This window comes from Amycolatopsis albispora (genome assembly GCF_003312875.1).
GTDB lineage: Bacteria > Actinomycetota > Actinomycetes > Mycobacteriales > Pseudonocardiaceae > Amycolatopsis > Amycolatopsis albispora.
Genome location: NZ_CP015163.1, coordinates 6,757,941 through 6,776,373, shown reverse-complemented (window position 1 = coordinate 6,776,373; position 18,433 = coordinate 6,757,941). Strand labels below are relative to the sequence as shown.

Annotated in this window: 19 protein-coding genes; 13 read left to right on the top strand and 6 right to left on the bottom strand. The window is 70.5% G+C overall.

From position 1 onward, the window contains the following. Window position 1: 1 nt before the first annotated feature. Complete coding sequence (locus A4R43_RS32040) at window positions 2-412, bottom strand: DUF3151 domain-containing protein (RefSeq protein ID WP_113695502.1); 411 nt, start codon at window positions 410-412, stop codon at window positions 2-4. 230 nt (window positions 413-642) lie between these two features. Here A4R43_RS32040 and A4R43_RS32035 point away from each other — a divergent pair, with 230 nt between their 5' ends. Further along, on the top strand, window positions 643-1,851 hold the full coding sequence (locus tag A4R43_RS32035; RefSeq protein ID WP_113695501.1) for a hypothetical protein: 1,209 nt from the start codon (window positions 643-645) through the stop codon (window positions 1,849-1,851). A gap of 215 nt (window positions 1,852-2,066) precedes the next feature. Here A4R43_RS32035 and fbaA read toward each other — a convergent pair whose 3' ends face one another. Then, window positions 2,067-3,098: a class II fructose-bisphosphate aldolase gene (gene fbaA, locus A4R43_RS32030; RefSeq protein WP_113695500.1), complete on the bottom strand. Its 1,032-nt coding sequence runs from the start codon at window positions 3,096-3,098 to the stop codon at window positions 2,067-2,069. Between the two features lie 102 nt (window positions 3,099-3,200). On the opposite strand from fbaA, the gene A4R43_RS32025 reads away from it, so the two are divergent. After that, window positions 3,201-3,767: an HD domain-containing protein gene (locus tag A4R43_RS32025; RefSeq protein WP_113695499.1), complete on the top strand. Its 567-nt coding sequence runs from the start codon at window positions 3,201-3,203 to the stop codon at window positions 3,765-3,767. On the opposite strand, the gene A4R43_RS32020 is transcribed toward A4R43_RS32025, so the two are convergent. Continuing rightward, window positions 3,752-4,573: an LLM class F420-dependent oxidoreductase gene (locus A4R43_RS32020; protein ID WP_113695498.1), complete on the bottom strand. Its 822-nt coding sequence runs from the start codon at window positions 4,571-4,573 to the stop codon at window positions 3,752-3,754. The two genes, A4R43_RS32025 and A4R43_RS32020, sit on opposite strands and share 16 nt — an antisense overlap. Window positions 4,574-4,688: 115 nt before the next feature. Between A4R43_RS32020 and A4R43_RS32015 the strand changes: the two genes are divergently transcribed. Next, complete coding sequence (locus A4R43_RS32015; RefSeq protein ID WP_113695497.1) at window positions 4,689-5,573, top strand: SDR family oxidoreductase; 885 nt, start codon at window positions 4,689-4,691, stop codon at window positions 5,571-5,573. Here A4R43_RS32015 and A4R43_RS32010 read toward each other — a convergent pair. After that, window positions 5,570-5,851 (bottom strand): YciI family protein, encoded by a 282-nt coding sequence (locus tag A4R43_RS32010; RefSeq protein ID WP_113695496.1) that lies wholly within the window; start codon window positions 5,849-5,851, stop codon window positions 5,570-5,572. The genes A4R43_RS32015 and A4R43_RS32010 overlap by 4 nt on opposite strands. Before the next feature lie 168 nt (window positions 5,852-6,019). Here A4R43_RS32010 and A4R43_RS32005 point away from each other — a divergent pair, with 168 nt between their 5' ends. From A4R43_RS32005 to A4R43_RS31990, 4 genes are all read left to right on the top strand, one after another. Continuing rightward, window positions 6,020-6,595: a SigE family RNA polymerase sigma factor gene (locus tag A4R43_RS32005; protein WP_113695495.1), complete on the top strand. Its 576-nt coding sequence runs from the start codon at window positions 6,020-6,022 to the stop codon at window positions 6,593-6,595. 124 nt (window positions 6,596-6,719) lie between these two features. Then, the gene (gene nagA, locus A4R43_RS32000; protein WP_113698017.1) at window positions 6,720-7,856 is read left to right on the top strand and encodes an N-acetylglucosamine-6-phosphate deacetylase; all 1,137 of its coding nucleotides are present in this window, start codon (window positions 6,720-6,722) and stop codon (window positions 7,854-7,856) included. A 19-nt stretch (window positions 7,857-7,875) separates the two neighbouring features. Beyond that, entirely contained in the window at window positions 7,876-8,232 is a 357-nt protein-coding gene (locus A4R43_RS31995) for a hypothetical protein (protein WP_113695494.1), read from the top strand. Window positions 8,233-8,291: 59 nt separating this feature from the next. After that, window positions 8,292-8,951, top strand: coding sequence for a DedA family protein (locus tag A4R43_RS31990; protein WP_113698016.1), 660 nt, complete (start codon window positions 8,292-8,294; stop codon window positions 8,949-8,951). A 111-nt stretch (window positions 8,952-9,062) separates the two neighbouring features. Here the strand turns inward: A4R43_RS31990 and A4R43_RS31985 are convergent, their stop codons facing one another. Next, on the bottom strand, window positions 9,063-10,451 hold the full coding sequence (locus A4R43_RS31985) for an FAD-binding oxidoreductase (RefSeq protein WP_113695493.1): 1,389 nt from the start codon (window positions 10,449-10,451) through the stop codon (window positions 9,063-9,065). Between the two features lie 665 nt (window positions 10,452-11,116). On the opposite strand from A4R43_RS31985, the gene A4R43_RS31975 reads away from it, so the two are divergent. Both A4R43_RS31975 and A4R43_RS31970 read left to right on the top strand, forming a co-directional pair. Beyond that, window positions 11,117-11,722 (top strand): RNA polymerase sigma factor, encoded by a 606-nt coding sequence (locus A4R43_RS31975; RefSeq protein WP_113695491.1) that lies wholly within the window; start codon window positions 11,117-11,119, stop codon window positions 11,720-11,722. Then, entirely contained in the window at window positions 11,719-12,201 is a 483-nt protein-coding gene (locus A4R43_RS31970; protein ID WP_113695490.1) for a peptidase associated/transthyretin-like domain-containing protein, read from the top strand. The genes A4R43_RS31975 and A4R43_RS31970 overlap by 4 nt, the downstream gene beginning before the upstream one ends. 21 nt (window positions 12,202-12,222) lie before the next feature. Here A4R43_RS31970 and A4R43_RS31965 read toward each other — a convergent pair whose 3' ends face one another. Next, the gene (locus tag A4R43_RS31965; protein WP_418190860.1) at window positions 12,223-13,719 is read right to left on the bottom strand and encodes an MFS transporter; all 1,497 of its coding nucleotides are present in this window, start codon (window positions 13,717-13,719) and stop codon (window positions 12,223-12,225) included. A 61-nt stretch (window positions 13,720-13,780) separates the two neighbouring features. Here A4R43_RS31965 and A4R43_RS31960 point away from each other — a divergent pair, with 61 nt between their 5' ends. The 4 genes from A4R43_RS31960 to A4R43_RS31945 all read left to right on the top strand — a co-directional run bounded on the left by A4R43_RS31960 (window position 13,781) and on the right by A4R43_RS31945 (window position 18,426). Then, a complete protein-coding gene (locus tag A4R43_RS31960) occupies window positions 13,781-14,305 on the top strand; it encodes a TetR/AcrR family transcriptional regulator (protein WP_113695488.1) in 525 nt (174 codons plus the stop codon). 166 nt (window positions 14,306-14,471) lie between these two features. Beyond that, a complete protein-coding gene (locus A4R43_RS31955; protein WP_113695487.1) occupies window positions 14,472-15,008 on the top strand; it encodes a MarR family winged helix-turn-helix transcriptional regulator in 537 nt (178 codons plus the stop codon). Then, window positions 15,005-17,602 carry an MFS transporter gene (locus tag A4R43_RS31950; protein WP_113695486.1) on the top strand — a complete coding sequence of 866 codons (2,598 nt, stop codon included), beginning with the start codon at window positions 15,005-15,007 and terminating at the stop codon, window positions 17,600-17,602. The genes A4R43_RS31955 and A4R43_RS31950 overlap by 4 nt, the downstream gene beginning before the upstream one ends. Further along, entirely contained in the window at window positions 17,599-18,426 is an 828-nt protein-coding gene (locus A4R43_RS31945; RefSeq protein WP_113695485.1) for a YceI family protein, read from the top strand. The genes A4R43_RS31950 and A4R43_RS31945 overlap by 4 nt, the downstream gene beginning before the upstream one ends. The last annotated feature ends 7 nt before the right edge of the window (window positions 18,427-18,433 follow it).

Below are 18,433 nucleotides of genomic sequence, written 5' to 3'. Positions count from 1 at the left end.
GTCAGGCGAGGCCGGTGGCTTCGGCGGCGGCCGGGTCGGAGTCGGTGATGAACTTGCGGCACCGCTCGTACTCCTCGGTCTCGCCGATGCGCTGCGCCGCCTTGGCCAGCACGGCGAGCGCGCGCAGGAAGCCCTGGTTCGGCCGGTGCGCCCACGGCACCGGGCCGAAGCCCTTCCAGCCCGCGCGGCGGAGCTGGTCGAGACCGCGGTGGTAACCGGTGCGCGCGTAGGCGTACGCGGCCACCGTCTCGCCGCCGTCCAGCGCCTTCTCCGCGAGCGCGGCCCACGCCTCGCTGAAGTCCGGGTGCTCGGCGGCGACCTCGGCGGGATCGGTTCCGGCGTCGAGCGCGGCCTGTGCGGCCGTGCGCTCGGGAAGTTCGGTCGGGTCGGGTCCCAGCAGGTTCTGCGTCATGCCGACATTCTGCTCGCTACAGGAACAGGCTCGTCACGATCCCACCGGCGCCCAGGATGAGCGCGGCGACCAGCACGGCGGCGACCACACGTTTTGGCATCATCGCCCGACACCATGCCGTCGCCACCCGGCCGAAGGCAAACCCGGAACCCTTACGGGTGAACCCTGGTTTCCGCGCCGATTGCCCGCCCGCCCTATCGACGGTGACCTTGACCAGGGATGATGACCTTGTGACGAAGGCAGTGAGTGCGTCTGGGGAAGCCGAGCCCGACGTCATCCCCAAGAACCCGATCGCGAAGACGAAGCTGTTCTTCCGCCTGTACTGGAAACGCGGCGCGCCAGGGCAGCCGACCGCGCCGTGGGCGCTGAACTTCGCGTACTCGATGTGGCTGATCGCGTTCGCCTTCAAGCTGATCGGCTCGTCGTGGGACATGTCGTGGCACTTCATGTGGCTGCGTGACGACCTCGCCCCGCCGCACCTGATCAACACCGTCGGCACCGGCATCGTGGTGGTGCTGGTGGCCATCCACAGCTACACCGGCCTCGGCTGCGACCGGCGCTCGCTGCGGTTGATGCAGGCGGGCACCGTCGTGTTCCTCATCGCCGGGCCGCTCGACGTGCTCAACCACCGGGTCAACGGGCTGGACCTGACCGCGTGGAGCCCGTCGCACCTGCTGCTCTACATCGGCACCGGCATCATGCTGGCCGGGGCGATCGACGGCTGGCTGAAGACAGCGCCGCCAGGGCGCACGCGCTCGCTGGTGCTGACCGGGCTGTGGTTCTTCTTCCTGGAGAACACCTTCTTCCCGAACGGGCAGCAGGAGTACGGCATTCTCGAACTGCGCTCGTGGGAACGCGGCGAACCGTACGCCGAGCCGACGCTGCTGGAGTTCGCCGCCGAGCAGATCGGCCGCCCGGTGGACCGCGAGGCCGTGGTGCACTTCGCGATGCCGATCGAGGACTGGGTGTACCCGGTGTGGGGCATCGGCGTGATGGCGCTGATCCTGGCGATGGCGCGGCACACCCTGCGCAAGCCGTGGACCGCGACGACGGTGGCCGTGGCGTACGTGGCCTACCGGGCGCTGATCTGGCCGATGCTGCTGGGCGCGGGCTTCCCGACCTCGACGGTGCCGTTCTACCTGGTGTTCGTGGGGCTCGCGGTGGACCTGGCGTACCGGATCGGGCGGGGGCACCGGGTGCTCACCGCGGGCGTCGGCGGCCTGCTGGTCACGGCCTTCGGGTACGGCGCGCTGTGGCTGCAGTCGCAGGTACGGCCGCTGCTGGTCGGCGAGGACGCGATCACCGAATCGGCGCCGCCGGTGGACTACGTCACGGTGCCGTTCGTCCTGGTGGGCGTGGCCCTGCTGTGGGCACTGGCCGGCCCGGTCGCGCGGCGCTTCGACCCGCCCAAGCCGCACCTGCCCGCCCAGGTCGTCTGACCGGACCTGGCCGGCAAACCCGGCCCAGCCCAACGAAACCCGGGCGCAAGCGAGGGGGCCCAGCCAGCCTCCCCTCCCCACCCCGGTCCACAGCCAAAAACACGGCGAAGACCCCGATGTCAAGGCATCTTTCCCGCCTTGACATCGGGGTCTTCGCCGTAGTCACACTGAAAAACCGGGGTGGCCTCCGCCACCGGGAAGCCCCGGCCCCAGCCCTACTTGAGCTTCTGGCCAGCCGACTTCAGGGATTCGGCGGCTTCGACCACGCGGGCGGCCATGGCGCCCTCGGCGACCTTGAGGTAGCTGCGCGGGTCGTAGACCTTCTTGTTGCCGACCTCGCCGTCGATCTTCAGCACGCCGTCGTAGTTCTTGAAGAAGTGGTCCGCAATCGGGCGCGAGAAGGCGTACTGCGTGTCGGTGTCGACGTTCATCTTCACCACGCCGTACGACACCGCCTCGTGGATCTCCTCCAGCAGCGAGCCGGAACCGCCGTGGAACACCAGCTCGAACGGCTTCGAACCGGCCGGGAGGCCCAGCTTCTCGGCGGCCACCGCCTGGCCGTTCTTGAGCACCTCCGGGCGCAGCTTCACGTTGCCCGGCTTGTACACGCCGTGCACGTTGCCGAAGGTCGCGGCCAGCAGGTAGCGGCCCTTCTCACCGGCACCCAGCGCGTCGATCGTCTTCACGAAGTCGCCGTCGGCGGTGTACAGCTTGTCGTTGATGTCGTTGGCGACACCGTCCTCCTCACCGCCGACCACGCCGATCTCCACCTCGAGAATGATCTTCGCGGCGGCGGTCTTGGCCAGCAGCTCCGCCGCGATCTCCAGGTTCTCGTCCAGGTCGATCGCCGAGCCGTCCCACATGTGGGACTGGAACAGCGGGTTCTGCCCCTGCTTGACCCGCTCGGCGGAGATGTCGATCAGCGGCCGGACGAAGCCGTCCAGCTTGTCCTTCGGGCAGTGGTCGGTGTGCAGCGCGACGTTGATCGGGTACTTCTCGGCGACCACGTGCGCGAACTCGGCCAGCGCGGTCGCCCCGACCACCATGTCCTTGACCTTCTGCCCCGAGGCGAACTCCGACCCACCGGTGGAGAACTGGATGATCCCGTCGCTCTCCGCCTCGGCGAAGCCGCGGATGGCCGCGTTCAGGGTTTCCGAAGAGGTCACGTTGATGGCGGGATAAGCGAACTCGTTCGCCTTGGCCCGGTCCAGCATTTCCGCGTAGACCTCGGGGGTGGCGATGGGCATCGTTGGTCCTCCTCGAAGCAGGGTTCGCCGTTCAAGCGCATCTTACGAGCCACCTGCAGACCACCGACCGGCTAGCCTGATCAGGCGAAAAGGGGGTGCGCGATGCGCGTTTTCGGGTCCTGGCGCGACTGGCCGTCCGCGGCGGCCGCGCTGGACGGTGCGCTGCCCGCGGAAACCGTCGAACGGCTGGCCCGCGCGTACGAATTCGCCGTGGCGCACCACGGCGACCAAACCCGGCCCGCCGGTGAGCCGTACGCGTGGCACCTGCTGGAAGCGCTGGAGATCGCCATCGACGCCGGGGCCCGCGAACCGGACGTGCTGGCCGCCGCCCTGCTGCACGACGTGGTCGAGGACACACCGTGCAGCCTGGGCGAGGTCCGCGACGAGTTCGGCCCGCAGGTGGCCGAGCTGGTCGACTGGGTGACCAAGGCGGGTTCCCGCGAGAGCTACCTCAGCCGGTTCGTCACCGCGCCGGAGGAGGTGCTGACGATCAAGCTCGCCGACCGCTACAGCAACGTGCAGCGGCTGCACACCCATCCGCGACCGGCCAAGCAGGCGAGCTACTACGCCGAAACCGTGCGGGTTTTCCTGCCACTCGCCGACCGGCTGCCGTACTTCCGCGACCGGTTCGCCGAGTGGCAGGAGAACTACGCCTACCTGGCGAGCTGAGCCAGCGCTTCGAGGGCGGGCACCGGGTCGTCGCCGAGCGGCTGGATGGCCACGTGATCGGCACCGGCGTCGAGGTGCGCCTTCAGGCCCGCCGCGATGTGTTCGGCGTCACCGTGCAGCGCGAGCGCGTCGATCAGCCGGTCGCTGCCGTCCCCGGCGACGTCCTCGTCGGTGAAGCCGAGGCGCTTGAGGTTGGTCGTGTAGTTGCGCAGCCGCAGGTACATCTTGACCATCTCGCGGCCGGTGGCGCGGGCCCGCGCCTCGTCGGTGTCCAGCACCACCTTGTGCTCGGCGACCAGCAGCGCGTCCTTGCCGAGCAGCTCACGCGCCTGCCGGGTGTGCTCCGGGGTGGTCAGGTAGGGCAGCGCGCCGAGGGTGCGCTCGGCGGACAGCTTGAGCACCTTGGGCCCGAGCGCCGCCAGCGCACGGGCCCGCACCGGCACCCCACCGGCGTCGAGCTGGTCCAGGTATTCGACGATCTTGTCGTACGGCTTCTGGTACTCCTGCGTGGCTTCCGGGTGCCCGATGCCGACGCCGAGCAGGAACCGGCCGGGGTAGCGCTCCTCGATGCGGTGGTAGGAGCGCGCCACCTCGGTGGCGTCGGCGGACCACATGTTCACGATGCTGGTGGCCACGGTCAGCGAGCTGGTCGCGGCCAGCAGCTGCTCGACGATCTCCAGTTCCGCGGGAGGCGAGCCGCCGATCCACCACGTGCCGTAGCCGAGTTCCTCCGCCTTCGCGGCGAGTTCCGGGGTCGAGGTCCAGGCGGGGCGCCAGACCCCGATCTTGCCGAGTTCGAATGCCATGCCCGTGCCAACCCGGGCGGTGATCGGTTCATTCCAGCGCGTTGCTACCGACCAGTAGCCTACTGGCGGTAAGGTGAGGTACCGTGCCGGTCGAGGAACTCGACGAGGAGGCACCATGGCTCGCAAGGTCAGCGGAAAGGTCGTGCTCATCACGGGTGCGGCGCGCGGAATCGGCGCCGGGCTCGCGGAGCGGCTGGCGGCGCGGGGCGCCAAGGTGGCACTGGTCGGCCTCGAAGCCGAGGAGCAGGCGAAGGTGGCCGAGCGCATCGGCTCCGCGGCCCGGTCCTGGGAAGCCGACGTGACCAGCTGGGACGCGCTCGAACGCGTCACCGCCGAGGTCGTCGCGCACTTCGGCGGCATCGACATCGTCATCGCGAACGCGGGCATCGCGACCACCGGCTTCGTGCGCTCGGTCGACCCGGCCGCCTTCGAGAAGGTGATCGAGGTGGACCTGCTCGGCGTCTGGCGCACGTTCCGCGTGACGCTGCCGCACGTCATCGAGCGCAAGGGCTACCTGCTGGCGATCTCCTCGCTCGCCGCGATCACGCACGCGCCCGGCATGGCCAACTACGCGGCCGCGAAGGCCGGGGTGGAGGCGTTCTCGAACAGCCTGCGCGCCGAAGTCGCCCACCTCGGCGTCAAGGTCGGCGTCGCGCACCCCACCTGGATCCGCACGGACCTGGTGGAAAGCGCCGACGCGCACCCGGTGTTCGGCAAGCTGCGCGCGGGCATGCCGGGGCTGATCGGCAAGACCTACCCGCTGTCCACCGCGCTGGACTGCCTCGAAGCGGGCATCCTGCGCCGGGGCCGCACGATCCACGTGCCGCGCTGGGTCGGCGGGCTGAAGCTGCTCAGGGCCTTCCTGCCGCCGATCATCGAGCTGGGCTCGCGGTCGCGGGTGCCGTCGGCGGACAAGGCGGCGCTGGAGGACATCGCCAGGCGCGGCGCCAAGGAGGCCTCCGTGACCGGTCACGGAGGCCGCGCCGCCACCGGCGTCTAGTCCTTGGGCAGCCAGGCGCCGATCTTCGGCTCGAACCCGCGCACGGTCCGCTCGGCCACCGCGCCTTCGAGGAAGTACGGGTCCTGGTCGATGATCTTCCGCAGGGCTTCTTCGTCCTCGGCTTGGTAGAGGGTGATCCCGCCGGTGCCGTCGGTCAGCGGGCCGCCGATCGCCACCACGCCCTGGTCGGCCAGCTCGGCCAGGAAGGCGCGGTGCGCGGGACGCACCTCGGCGTACTTCTCCTGCACATAGCGGATTTCGACGAGGAACCAGGCCATGACGCCTCCGGATCGCGGGGTCTCGGGGTTCGGGCAGTGGCGCCGCCTGGCCAACCCGATACGCTTTGCGTGCGTGTTGCCGGTGTGAGCAGGCAGGCGCGGCAAACGGTAACCGACCCGGCGAACACACCCGGGTACGGGCGGAGACCAGCAGGGGACGGGCGGACCATGCACGAGGCGAGCGCTGAGCAGAGCGTGGAGCGCACGCTCGGCCACCTGCGCGCGGTCGACGGGCCGGCGGCACCGCCGCCCCCCGCCGCACCACTGACCCTGGAGGACCTCTACCGCACGCACCGGATGCGCCTGGTCCGCCTGGCCATCCTGCTGGTCGACGAACCGGCCACCGCGGAGGACGTGGTGCAGGAGGCGTTCACCGGCCTGCACCGGAACTGGGGACGGCTCCGCGACGCCGCGGCTGCTGTTGGTTATTTGCGAACCGCTGTGGTCAATGGCTCACGCAGCGTGCTGCGCCGCCGCAAGACCGCCCGCGAGTACGTGCCGCCGCACGCGGTCAACGCGCGGTCCGCGGAGAGCCTGGCGATGCTGTCCACCGAGCACCAGGCGGTGGTGAACGCGCTGTCCAAGCTGCCGCCGCGCCAGCGCGAGGTGCTGGTGCTCCGTTACTATGGTGGCCTGTCCGAGGCGGAGATCTCCGAGGCCGCCGGCATCTCCAAGGGCACCGTGAAGTCGACCGCGAGCCGGGCGCTGGAGGCCCTGCAGCGGGCGATGCAATCACCCAACTAGCCCTGGTGAACCCCGGGAACCACCCCTCGAACGGCGTATCTGCGCACATGGTTGGCGGGTTGTGACCCATCAGCTGGTTTAGACCAATATGCTGGAACGCGTGACGGGTGCCGAAATCGATTTCGTGATCACCGGGGGCCGGCTGGCCACACCGGAAGAGGAGACCAACGACGCCACCTGGCTGGCCGTGTCGGGCGGCTCGATCAGCGCGGTCGGCAGCGGCACACCGCCGGCGGGCAGACACCTCGACGTCGGTGGCGCGCTGGTCGTACCGGGCTTCGTCGACACGCACTGCCACGGCGGCGGTGGTGGATCATTTTCCAGTGGGCAGCCGGAACAGCTGCTCCGCGCGGTCCACGCGCACCGCAGGCACGGCACCACCACCCTGCTGGCGAGCCTGGTCTCCGAGGCGGTGCCGGAGCTGGGCCGCCAGGTGGGCGCGCTCGCCGAGCTGGTCACCGACGGCGAGCTGGCCGGGGTGCACCTGGAAGGCCCGTTCATCTCGAAGGCCCGCTGCGGGGCACACGATCCGGGCGCACTGCTCGAACCGGACACCGCCACGGTGAGCAGGCTGCTCCGCGAGGGCAAGGACGCCATCCGGATGATCACGCTGGCGCCCGAGCTGCACGGCGGGGTCAAGGCGATCCGCCAGCTCACCGAGGCCGGGGTGATCGCCGCGATCGGGCACACCGACGGCGTCGAGGAGCAGATCCGCCCGGCCATCGACGCCGGCGCCACGGTGGCCACGCACCTGTTCAACGGCATGCGCCCGCTGCACCACCGCGAGCCCGGCCCGATCGGCACCCTGCTGGACGACGAGCGGGTCACCGTCGAGCTGATCTGCGACCTGGTGCACGTCCACCCGACCATGCTGCGGCTGGCCGCGCGGCACGCCGGTCCGGATCGGACGGTGCTGGTCACCGACGCCATGTCGGCCACCGACGCGGCCGACGGCAGCTACCGGCTGGGCAGGCTGGAGGTCGACGTCACCGGCGGGGTGGCCACGCTGGCCGAGAACGGCTCGCTGGCCGGGAGCACGCTCACCATGGACACCGCCTTCCGCAACCTGGTCAAGGGCGCGGGCCTGTCGGTGGCCGAGGCGGTGCGCGCCACCTCGACGCGGCCGGCGGAACTGCTCGGCATCGAGAAGGAGACCGGCTCGCTGCGACCGGGGCTGTCCGCGGACCTGGTGGTGCTCGACGACGAGCTGCGCCCGGCCCGGGTGCTGCGCCGGGGCCAGTGGATCCCGGACGCCGGATGACCCCGATACGCTGGACGGCGTGAGCGAGCCGGAAGACCCCGAGCGCCTGCTGGCCGAGGCTCTGCGGGCGCAGGCCGTGCGGGCACCGCAGCCCGCCCGGCAGGCGGAACCGGTGGCGGAGCCGCCGACCCAGCACCTGGCCGCGCCGTCGTTCCCGGCGCCAGCCGGATACGGGCTGCTGTCCGGTGCTGACGCCGGTTCGCTGGAACGCGAGCGCGCGGCGCTGGAGCCGCCCGCGCCTTCGCCGGAGCCGTCCGTCACGGCGACCCGACAGGCGGAAGCACCGGCGCCGATCGCCGCGTGGTGGGTGCTGCTGCTCGCCGTGCTGCTGGGCCTGGCGGCGGGTGCGGTGGCGGGCCTGCTCACCCTGCTCTAGTGACCTCGGGTGACGCTGTACCGTGTTCCGGCGTGAGCGCAGCGCAGAACATCGACCAGATGAGCATCATGCCCGACTGGCTCAACCCCGAGATCCTGCTGTCGGGGCTCGGCCCGGCCGTGCTCGGCGTGCTGTGCCTGATCATCTTCGCGGAGAGCAGCGTGTTCCCGGTGCTGCCGGGTGACTCCCTGCTGTTCACCGCCGGGCTCTTCGTCGCCAACGGCAGCATCGACCTGCCGCTGTGGCTGGTCTGCACCTGCGCCACCGCCGCCGCGCTGATCGGCAACGTGGTCGGCTTCGGCATCGGCTGGAAGGTCGGCCCCGCGCTGTTCAAGAAGAACTCGAAGTTCTTCAAGCAGGAGTACGTCGACCAGACGCACGCGTTCCTGGAGAAGCACGGCCCGAAGGCGGTCGTGCTGGCGCGGTTCGTGCCGTTCGTGCGGACCTTCATCACCTGGATCGCCGGCATCGGCCGGATGGACCCGAAGAAGTACTTCACCTACACGGTGATCGGCGGCATTCTCTGGGCCGCCGGCCTGATCGTGCTGGGCTCGCTGCTGGGCACCATCCCGTTCATCCGCGACAACGTGGACGCGATCTTCATCCTGATCGTGCTGGTCTCGGTGCTGCCGATCGTCTTCGAGTACCTCAAGGCGCGGCGCGAGAAGAAGCGCACCGCCGGGGCCCCGGAGATCGCCCCGGAGCCCCAACAGCCGTGAGGTCGCGCCGGTCAACGGATCGGGGTGCGCCGGGCCGCCCAGCGGCACGGCGTGCCCCGGTCCGTTGACCGGCTCAAAAGCGACCTCACCGCCGTGCCGGAGGCACGGCCATTACACAGAGAACATGGAACCGGGGTTGAACAGGTTCTCCGGGTCCAGTGCGCGCTTGATCTCCCGGTGCACCCGCATGCCGACCGGGCCGATCTCCCGCTCCAGCCACTCCCGCTTGATCTTGCCGACGCCGTGCTCACCGGTGACCGTGCCGCCCAGTGACAGGCCGACGTCCAGGATCGCGTCGAACGCCGTGCGTGCCCTGGCGAACTCCTCCTCGGAGTCCGGCGCGTAGACGATCGTCGGGTGCATGTTGCCGTCGCCGGCGTGCCCGACCACGGCGATCCGCAGCCCGACCTCCTCGCTGATCCGCTGGCACCCGGCGATCAGCTCGGCGATCCGGGTGCGCGGCACGGACACGTCGTCGGTCAGCCACACGCCGTAGGTCTCCAGCGCGGTCAGCACCACCCGGCGGGCCTGCAACAGCATGTTGCCCTCGGCGAGGTCGTCGGTGGCGTAGGTCATGTCGGCACCGCAGTCGCGGCAGATCTGCTCCAGCGCCGACAGCTCCCGCCTGGCCACCTCACCACCGGCGTCCGACTGGCACAGCAGCAGCGCCTGGCAGTCCGAACCGGCGCCGATGTCGGTGCGCAGATAGGTCTCGGCCGCCTTGATCGAGGCGGCGTCCATGATCTCCATCAGCGACGGCACCAGTCCCTCGCGCACCACCCTGGCCACCGCCTCCCCGGCGGCTTCGGTGGTGGTGAACCCGGCGACCAGCGTGCCCGGCGCCTGCGGCAGCGGCTTGAGCGCCACGGTGGCCTGGGTGATCACGCCGAGCGTGCCCTCGCTGCCGACGAACAACCGCGCCAGGTCGTACCCGGCCACGCCCTTCACCGTGCGGCGGCCGGTCTTCAGCAGCGACCCGTCGGCCAGCACCACTTCCAGGCCCAGCACCGCGTCGGTGGTCACGCCGTACTTCACGCAGCACAGCCCGCCGGCGTTCGTGGACAGGTTGCCGCCGATCGTGCACCAGTCGTAGCTCGACGGGTCCGGCGGATAGAACAGCCCGTGCTTCTCCACCGCGTTGCGGAAGTCGAGGTTGACCACGCCCGGCTGCACCACGGCGAGCCGGTTGCCCGCGTCGATCTCGACGACCTGGTCGAGCTTGGTCAGCACCAGCACCACGCACCCGTCGATCGCGTTGGCCGCGCCGGACAGCCCGCTGCCCGCGCCCCGCGGCACGATCGGCACCTTCGCCTCGGCGCACGCGCGGACCACCGCCTGCACCTGCTCGGTGTCCGCGGGCAGCACCACCGCCAGCGGGGTGCCCGCCTCGGCGAGCGGCATCATGTCGCGTGAATACGCGGCCGTGACGTCGGTGTCGGTCAGCACGGCGTCCTTGCCGAGCGCGTCGCGGAGCCTGGTCACCAAAGCCTCGTTGCTCATCACCCCACGGTATGCGCTTCCCCCCAATGGAAGAAGTCGCCGGAAAATCTGGCGGCGGAATGTATCTGCGCACCCGGCTGCTGCGTCATATGGGGCAACGATCACCTCACCGCCGGGGACGCCCGGTGCCCGGTGATCGCCGACCAGGGTCCGGGACTCCTCCGACAGCCGAGGGGGCCGCCGGAGGGCTCCGGCCCTGGAAACCCGATAGCCCTGAGGAGGAGGTGCAGTGCTCGCACGGAGCGGGGAGTCCCGGCAACCGGGGCCGGTGTGGCCGGAAACGGCCCGAAGGGGGTCATCGGCCCGGCCGGGATCGGGGACGGCGAGCAGCGCACGGGGGAACAGGGCCACCCGGGAAGGGGGCAGGCGGCCGCGGGGGCGGGGCCGCCTGGGATGGGTGGGGTTCGCCGGCCGGCGCCGGAGGTGGTCGACCAGACCGCCGTCACGCGCCGGCCGGCACCCACTCCGGCTGACCGGAGTGGCTGAGCACACCGCGAGGTGTGCTCTTTTCCGTGTCCGAGAACTACGCTGTCTAAGCTCCTACTACGCCAAGTAAGTGACAAATGTATCCAGTGCTAGCCCAAGTGCTCTCTAGTCCCGATGGTCCCGCGATACTGCGAGCGCCAACTTGAGGAGCAGCGGACACCCGTTGGGGGGTCGATGCAGTGACCGAAGTGCGAACCGCGGAGGCGGATCCACCGTGGGAAGGCCTCCAGGGCAACGACCTGTACGCGGCCTGCATGCGGGCCGCGAGGGCCGGTGACCGGGTGGCCATGGATCGGCTCGTCGCCGAACTCACCCCGTTGGTCTGGCACGTGGCCAGGGCCAACGGCCTGGACCGGCACACCGCCGAGGACGTGGTCCAGACGGTGTGGCTGGCCCTGTTCAGCCACCTCGACCAGCTGCACGAACCGCGGGCGCTGGCGGGCTGGCTGATCACCACCGCGCGGCGGGAGGCGCAGCGGCCGTACGGCCGCAAGACGCCGCCCGTCCCACTGACCGAGGAGATGGCCGAGCGGGTGGAGAGCACCCAACCGGCACCGGAGGCCGAGGCCGTGCGCACCGACCGGGACAACCGGATGTGGCGGGCGTTCCTCAACCTGCCGCAGAACTGCCAGGACCTCCTCCGGCTGACCGTCCTGGCGGGCCGCGCCGAATACCACTCGGTAGCCGAAGCACTGCGGATACCGCGTGGCAGCATCGGACCGACCAGGCGACGCTGCCTGACACGGTTGCGCACATTGTTCGAGGCCGAAGGGGGCAGCCAATGAACGGAATCGAGGAATTCGGGGGGAGCGCGAATCCCGAGGACGAGGCGCTGCTCGCTGATCTGGACCGGCTGATGGACCAGCTCGACCCGCCGCCGGGCGACCTGGTCGAGCGGGTGCAGTTCGCCATCGCACTGGAGAGCCTGGACGTCGAGGTGGCCCGCTGGGTGCACGCGAACGCGCTGGAAGGCGTCCGCGGCGGCAGCGACGAGGGCACCATCACCTTCACCGTCAGCGACCTGACCGTGATGATCAACCTGACCAAGATCGGGAAGCACCACCGGATCGACGGCTGGCTGGTGCCGGCCGGCGAGCACGGGGTGGAGGTGCGCGTCGCCGAGCACGGCACCACCTCCACCACCGCCGACGAAGGCGGCCGGTTCGTGCTGGACGACGTACCGCGCGGCACCACGCAGATCGTGGTCTACGTCGGCACCGAGACCTCCCGGCGCACCGTGGTCACCCCGACCGTCGTGCTCTGACCCCCGCCCCGCGGGGGTGGCTCAGCCAGCCACCTCCGCGGGTTCGCGACGGCGGCGCAGCAGGAGCATGGCCTGCACGCCCGTGTAGGCGAGCAGCACCGTGCCCAGCACGGCCGTCACGTGCAGCCCGTTCACGAAGGCCTCGCGAGCGGTGTGCAGGAGGTCCCCGCTGACCGTCGCCGCGGCCCCGCCGAGCGTCTCGCGGGCCGCTTCGCCCGCGCTCTCCGGCACACCCGCCCGGTACACGGCGGTCGCCACGCTGCCGATCACCGCGGTGCCCAGCGCACCGCCGAGTTCGAAGCCGGTCTCCGAAATCGCCGACGCGGCACCCGCGCGCTCCGGCGGCGCGGCCGTGATGATCAGGTCGTTCGTCAGCGTTTCCGACAGCGCGATGCCCAGGCTGACCAGCACGAACCCGGCGACCAGCGCGGCCAGTCCGGAGTCGGCGCCGAGGCCGAGCAGGAACGCGAACCCGCCGGCCGCGATCAGCAACCCGACGCCGATCAGGGTGGCCACCGGGATCCGCCGGGCCAGGCGCGCGGCGAGCAGCGCCCCGGCCACGCCCGCCACCGTCGTCGGCAGCAGCCACAGCGCGGCGACCATCGGCCGCAGCCCGAGCACCAGCTGCAGGTACTGCGGCACCAGGAAGAGCAGCCCGGTCAGCGAGAACACGCCGAGCAGGTTGGTCACCACCGAGGTGCTGAACGAGCGGTTGCGGAACAACGCGAGGTCGAGCATCGGGTCGGCCAGCACCTGCTGGCGCCGGACGAACACCACGCCGATCCCGGCCCCGGCCAGCACGCTGACCACGGCCTTCACCCCGAACCCGTGCTCGGCGAACAGCTTGATGCCGTAGACGATCGGCAGCATCGTGGCCAGTGACAGCACGGCGGACAGCGGGTCGAAGCGGCCCGGCTTCGGGTCACGGGCTTCCGGCAGCAGCAGCGGACCGGCGACCAGCAGCACCAGCATCACCGGCACGTTGATCAGGAACACCGAGCCCCACCAGAAGTGCTCCAGCAGCCAGCCGCCGAGCACCGGGCCCAGCGCCATGCCGCCGGAGAAGCCGGCGCCCCACACCGCGATGGCCGTCCGGCGCTGCGCCGGGTCGGTGAAGATGCCGCGGATCAGCGACAACGTCGACGGCATCAGCGTCGCGCCGCCGATGCCGAGCAGCGCGCGGGCGGCGATGAGCAGCCACGGGGTGGTCGCGAAGGCCGCGAGCACCGACGCCACCCCGAACGCGACCGCGCCGGCGAGCAGCAGTTTCCGCCGCCCGATCCGGTCGCCGAGCGTGCCCATCAGCACCAGCAGCCCGGCCAGCATGAACGAGTAGATGTCCACGATCCACAGCTGCTCGGTGCCGGTCGGTGCCAGGTCCTCGCTGAGATAGGGCAGCGCGAACCCGAGCACGGTCATGTCCACGCTGATCAGCAATACCGGCAGCACCAGCACAGCCAGCGCCGCCCACTGGCGGCCCCCTGCCTTGACCACGATCTCTCCCCTGTTACTAAACAGTCCAGACGGTACAGTAACCGCCCGATTCGAAAGTAAACCGTCCAGACGGTATAGTCAACTCGTGCCCCGGCCCTCCGCCCGCGAAATCGTGCTCGACGCCTACGTCGACATCCTCATCGAGCACGGACCCGGCTCGGTCACCCTGGACGCCGTCGCCGCGAAGGCGAAGGTCTCCAAGGGCGGCCTGCTCTACCACTTCGGTTCGAAGGAAGCCCTGCTCGAGGGCCTGCTGGACCGCGTATGGCGACTCAGCCTCGCCGACGTCGAATACGCCAGGACCGCGCCAGAGGGCCCGATCCGCTACTACCTCAGCTCGTCGGTGACCGACGCCTCGATGGACAAGCCGGCGCACCGGGCGTCGATGGCCGCGCTGCGCCAGGTCGGCTCAGACGACCGCGTGGTCGAGGTGATCCGCGACTGCTCGCAGCTGTGGCGCGACCTGCTGGCCGAGCACATCGCCGACCCGCTGACCGCCGAGATGGTCGGCACCCTCGGTGACGGCCTCTACCTGCGCGCCACCATGGGCGAGGAGACCGCCACGCTGGCCGGCCAGCTGGACGAAGTCCTCCGCCGCCTCGGGCTCTGAGCTTTCTGAGGTTTCTGGGCTTCCGCCACCCGATCGAGGGTGTGCTCAGCCACAACCAGGGAAATCAGGTTGCGCGCACCCCTGCCACGGGCACATTCTTGCTACAGGCAACTAGTTGCAGAGCTCAAACAAGTCAAAGCCGACATTCCCCACGAAAGACCCGCTCATGGCACCTCTTCACGGCGACCCGCCCGCGGCCAGCGAAGCCGACCTCGACGTGGCCGACCAGCTGGGCTTCCAGCTCGTCCGGTTCATGCGGCTGGTCAACCGCGCCAAGGCGCAGGTCGCCAAGCAGGGACCGGACGGCATCGAACGGGCCGCCTACGCGATCCTGTTCACCCTCATCCACGAGGGCCCGCAGCGCACCAGCAAGCTCGCCGAATCGCTCCACTCGGAGATCTCCACGATCAGCAGGCAGAGCAGTTCGCTGGTGCAGCACGGCCTGGTGGAACGCACCGCCGATCCCGAGGACGGCCGGGCCTGCCTGCTCGCCCCGACCGCCGAGGGCCTGCGGGTCTTCGAGGAGAACCGCAAATCACGCAACCAGTGGATCGCCGAGCTGCTCGCGGACTGGCCGGAGGAGGACCGGCACACGCTGATGCGCCTGCTCGACCGGCTCAACGTCGGGATCGAGCGCCAGCAGCAGCAGGTCCAGCAGCAGCAGGCCGAAGAGAACGCACAGCCCAAGGGGGGCACCAGATGACCCGCGCCGCGAACCCGGTGCAACCACCACAGCACGCCGCGAAGGAACCGGAACGCCTGTCGCACCGGCAGATCGTCACCATCCTGATCGGCCTGATGTCCGGCATGTTCCTGGCCGCGCTGGACCAGACCATCGTCGGCACCTCGATCGTGCGGATCGCCAACGACCTGCACGGCTTCGACCTCCAGGCGTGGATCACCACCGCCTACCTGATCACCTCGACGATCGTCACGCCGATCTACGGCAAGCTGTCCGACATCTACGGGCGGCGGCCGTTCTACCTGGCCGCGATCTCGATCTTCGTGATCGGCTCGGTGGCGGCCACCTTCGCCGACTCGATGTACCAGCTCGCCGCCTTCCGCGCGGTGCAGGGCCTGGGCGCCGGCGGCCTGATGTCGCTGGCGATGACCATCATCGGCGACATCGTGCCGCCCCGGGAACGCGCCCGCTACCAGGGCTTCTTCCTGGCCGTGTTCGGCGTGTCCACGGTGCTCGGCCCGGTGCTCGGCGGCTTCTTCGCCGACATCGACTCGATCGCCGGCCTCACCGGCTGGCGCTGGGTGTTCCTGATCAACGTGCCGATCGGCCTGATCGCCTTCGCCGTGGTGGCCAAGGTGCTCAACGTGCCGCACGAGCGCCACGACCACCGCATCGACTGGTGGGGCGGGATGGCGCTGGTGGTGGCCGTGGTGCCGCTGCTGATCATCGCCGAGCAGGGCAACAAGTGGGGCTGGGGCTCGGCCGAGGCGATCGCCTGCTACGTCATCGGCGGCGTCGGCATCGTGCTGTTCCTGTTCGTGGAACGGCTGATGAAGGACGAGGCGCTGATCCCGCTGCGGTTGTTCCGCAACGGCACCTTCACCGTGGCCATCGCGGGCAGCTTCATCGTCGGCATCGGCATGTTCGGCGCGATCATGATGATCCCGCAGTACATGCAGGTGGTGCAGGGCTACTCGCCGACCGAGTCCGGGCTGCTGATGCTGCCGCTGATGGTCGGCATCATGGCCGCGTCGGTGATCTCCGGGCAGATCACCAGCCGCACCGGCCGGTACAAGATCTTCCCGGTGCTCGGCACGCTGATCATCACCGCGGGCTCGGTGTTCTTCGCGCAGGTCGAGTACGACAGCGCGCTGTGGCACCCGCTGGTGGCCGCGGGCATCATCGGCCTCGGCCTCGGTAGCTGCATGCAGACCCTGGTGATCGCGGTGCAGAACGCCGGGCCGCGCAGCGACATGGGCGTGTCGACCGCGACCGCGACCTTCTTCCGCCAGATCGGTGGTACCGCGGGTGTCGCGGTGTTCCTGACCATCCTGTTCAACACCCTGGCCGACAACATCGCGAAGGCCTTCGGCGGCGCGCTGCCGCCGGAAGCGGGTGCGCAGTTGGGCAACTTCCAGGCCGACACCTCGGGCATCGCGAATCTGCCGGAGGCGCTGAAGATCCCGGTGCTGACCGGGTTCACCGAGTCGATCACCACGGTGTTCTGGTGCGCGGCGGGCGTGACGCTGGTGGCCTTCGTGGTGCTGCTGTTCATGCGGGAGATCCCGCTGGCCGGTGGCGCGCCGTCGGCGGCGGCTTCGGTGCTCGAAGGCGGCGAGGCGCTGGTGGACGACGAGCCGGAGAAGCAGGCCACCGCGGTCTCGGCCAAGGCCGACACCTGGGACGAGGTCGACCAGGCGCTGCGCGAGCCCGAGCTGGTGGGCGCGCACGCCCGGCCGGAGGAGAACGGGCACGCCAGAATGCAGGCCATGACGCAGCCGATCAGCAACCCGGCCAACTCCGTGGTCAGCGGCAGGCTCGACACCGGGCAGCCGATCACCGGTTACGTCCGGCGGCAGGACGGCAGCCCGGTGGTCCGGGCCGCGCTGACCCTGATCGACCAGAGCGGCCGCCAGGTTTCGCGGGCCACCGGCGGTGGCGACGGCGAGTACTCCATCGCCACCCCCGGCTCGGGCACCTACGTGCTGATCGTTTCGGCCGCCGGGCACGAGCCGCAGGCGTCGAGCGTGGTCGTCGGTGACGGCCCGGCGAAGCTGGACCTCACGCTCGCCGGTTCGGGCGAGGTCAGCGGCGTGGTCACCGCCGAGCGGTCCGGTGAGCCGCTGCGCGGCGTGACCGTGACACTGACCGACGAACGCGGTGAGGTCGCCGGGGCTTCGTCCACCGACGAAGAGGGCCGCTACGCCTTCCACGGCATCGGCGCCGGCAACTACACGCTGGTCGCCAGCGGTGAGCACCTGCGCCCGCTCGCGGTCACGCTGGCCGTGCCGGACTGCGGGGTGCTGCGGCACGACGTCAGGCTCAGCGGGGCGGTGGTGCTCTCCGGTACCGCGCTGAACGAGGCGAACCAGCCGGTGCCGGACGCGCGGATCACCGTGCTCGACGACGAGGGCCGCGTCGCCGCGGTGTCGCGCACCAACGACTCGGGCAACTACGTGATCAGTGATCTTCCCGAAGGGGCGTACACGGTGGTGGCCAGCGGGTACCCTCCGGCCACCAGCCGGGTCGAGCTGGCGGGCGGCGGTGATTCCACCCACGACGTCCGGCTCGGCTACGACCAGGTGATCGACGAGCTGACGAACGGACGGGCATGAGCACAGCGGGACTGCGCGCGCAGGTCAGCGGCGCCGAAGGCTGGGCCGTGGCGCACGCCGTGCTGACCGTGACCGACCTGACCGGCAAGCAGGTGGCCAGGGTGGAGGCCGACGAGCTGGGCGTGGTGGCCACCCCGCCGCTGGCCCCCGGCGTCTACACCGCGGTGCTGACGGCGGCCGGGTTCGCCCCGGTCGCCCGCACCGCGCGGGTCGGCGCGGACGGTTCCGGCTCGCTCGGCGAGATCATGCTCGAGTCGGACGCGGAGACGGTCGAGCTGCCGCCGGCCGGGCCGTGGGTGATCGACCCGGCGCACTCGTCGGTCGTGGCCACCGCCCGCCACCTCGGCATCGCCAGCATCAAGGCGCGGTTCTCCGAGCTGTCCGGGCGGATCACCGTGGCCAGGCCGGCCGAGCGGTCGTCGGTGCAAGCCGAGATCAAGGCGGCCGCCATCGACACCGGCATCGCCATGCGGGACGACCACCTGCGCTCGGCGGACTTCCTCGACGTGGAGCGGTACCCGGTGATCGGGTTCGCCAGCACCGGGCTGCGTCAGCACGGGCCGGTGAACTGGACCCTGCACGGGGTGCTCACGCTGCACGGGCAGCAGCGCGAAGTCGAGCTGGACCTGCGTTACGGCGGCTGCGAGGCCGATCCGTGGGGTGGGGTCCGGGCCGCCTTCCACGCCGAGACGCAGCTGCGCCGCGACGACTTCGCGATCAACTACAACGCGATGGTGCGCGCGGGCGTGGCGGCCATCGGCACGGTGGTCAAGGTGGAGCTGGACATCCAGGCGGTCCAGGGGGAGGCCCTGCCCCGGATGTGACCGGAAT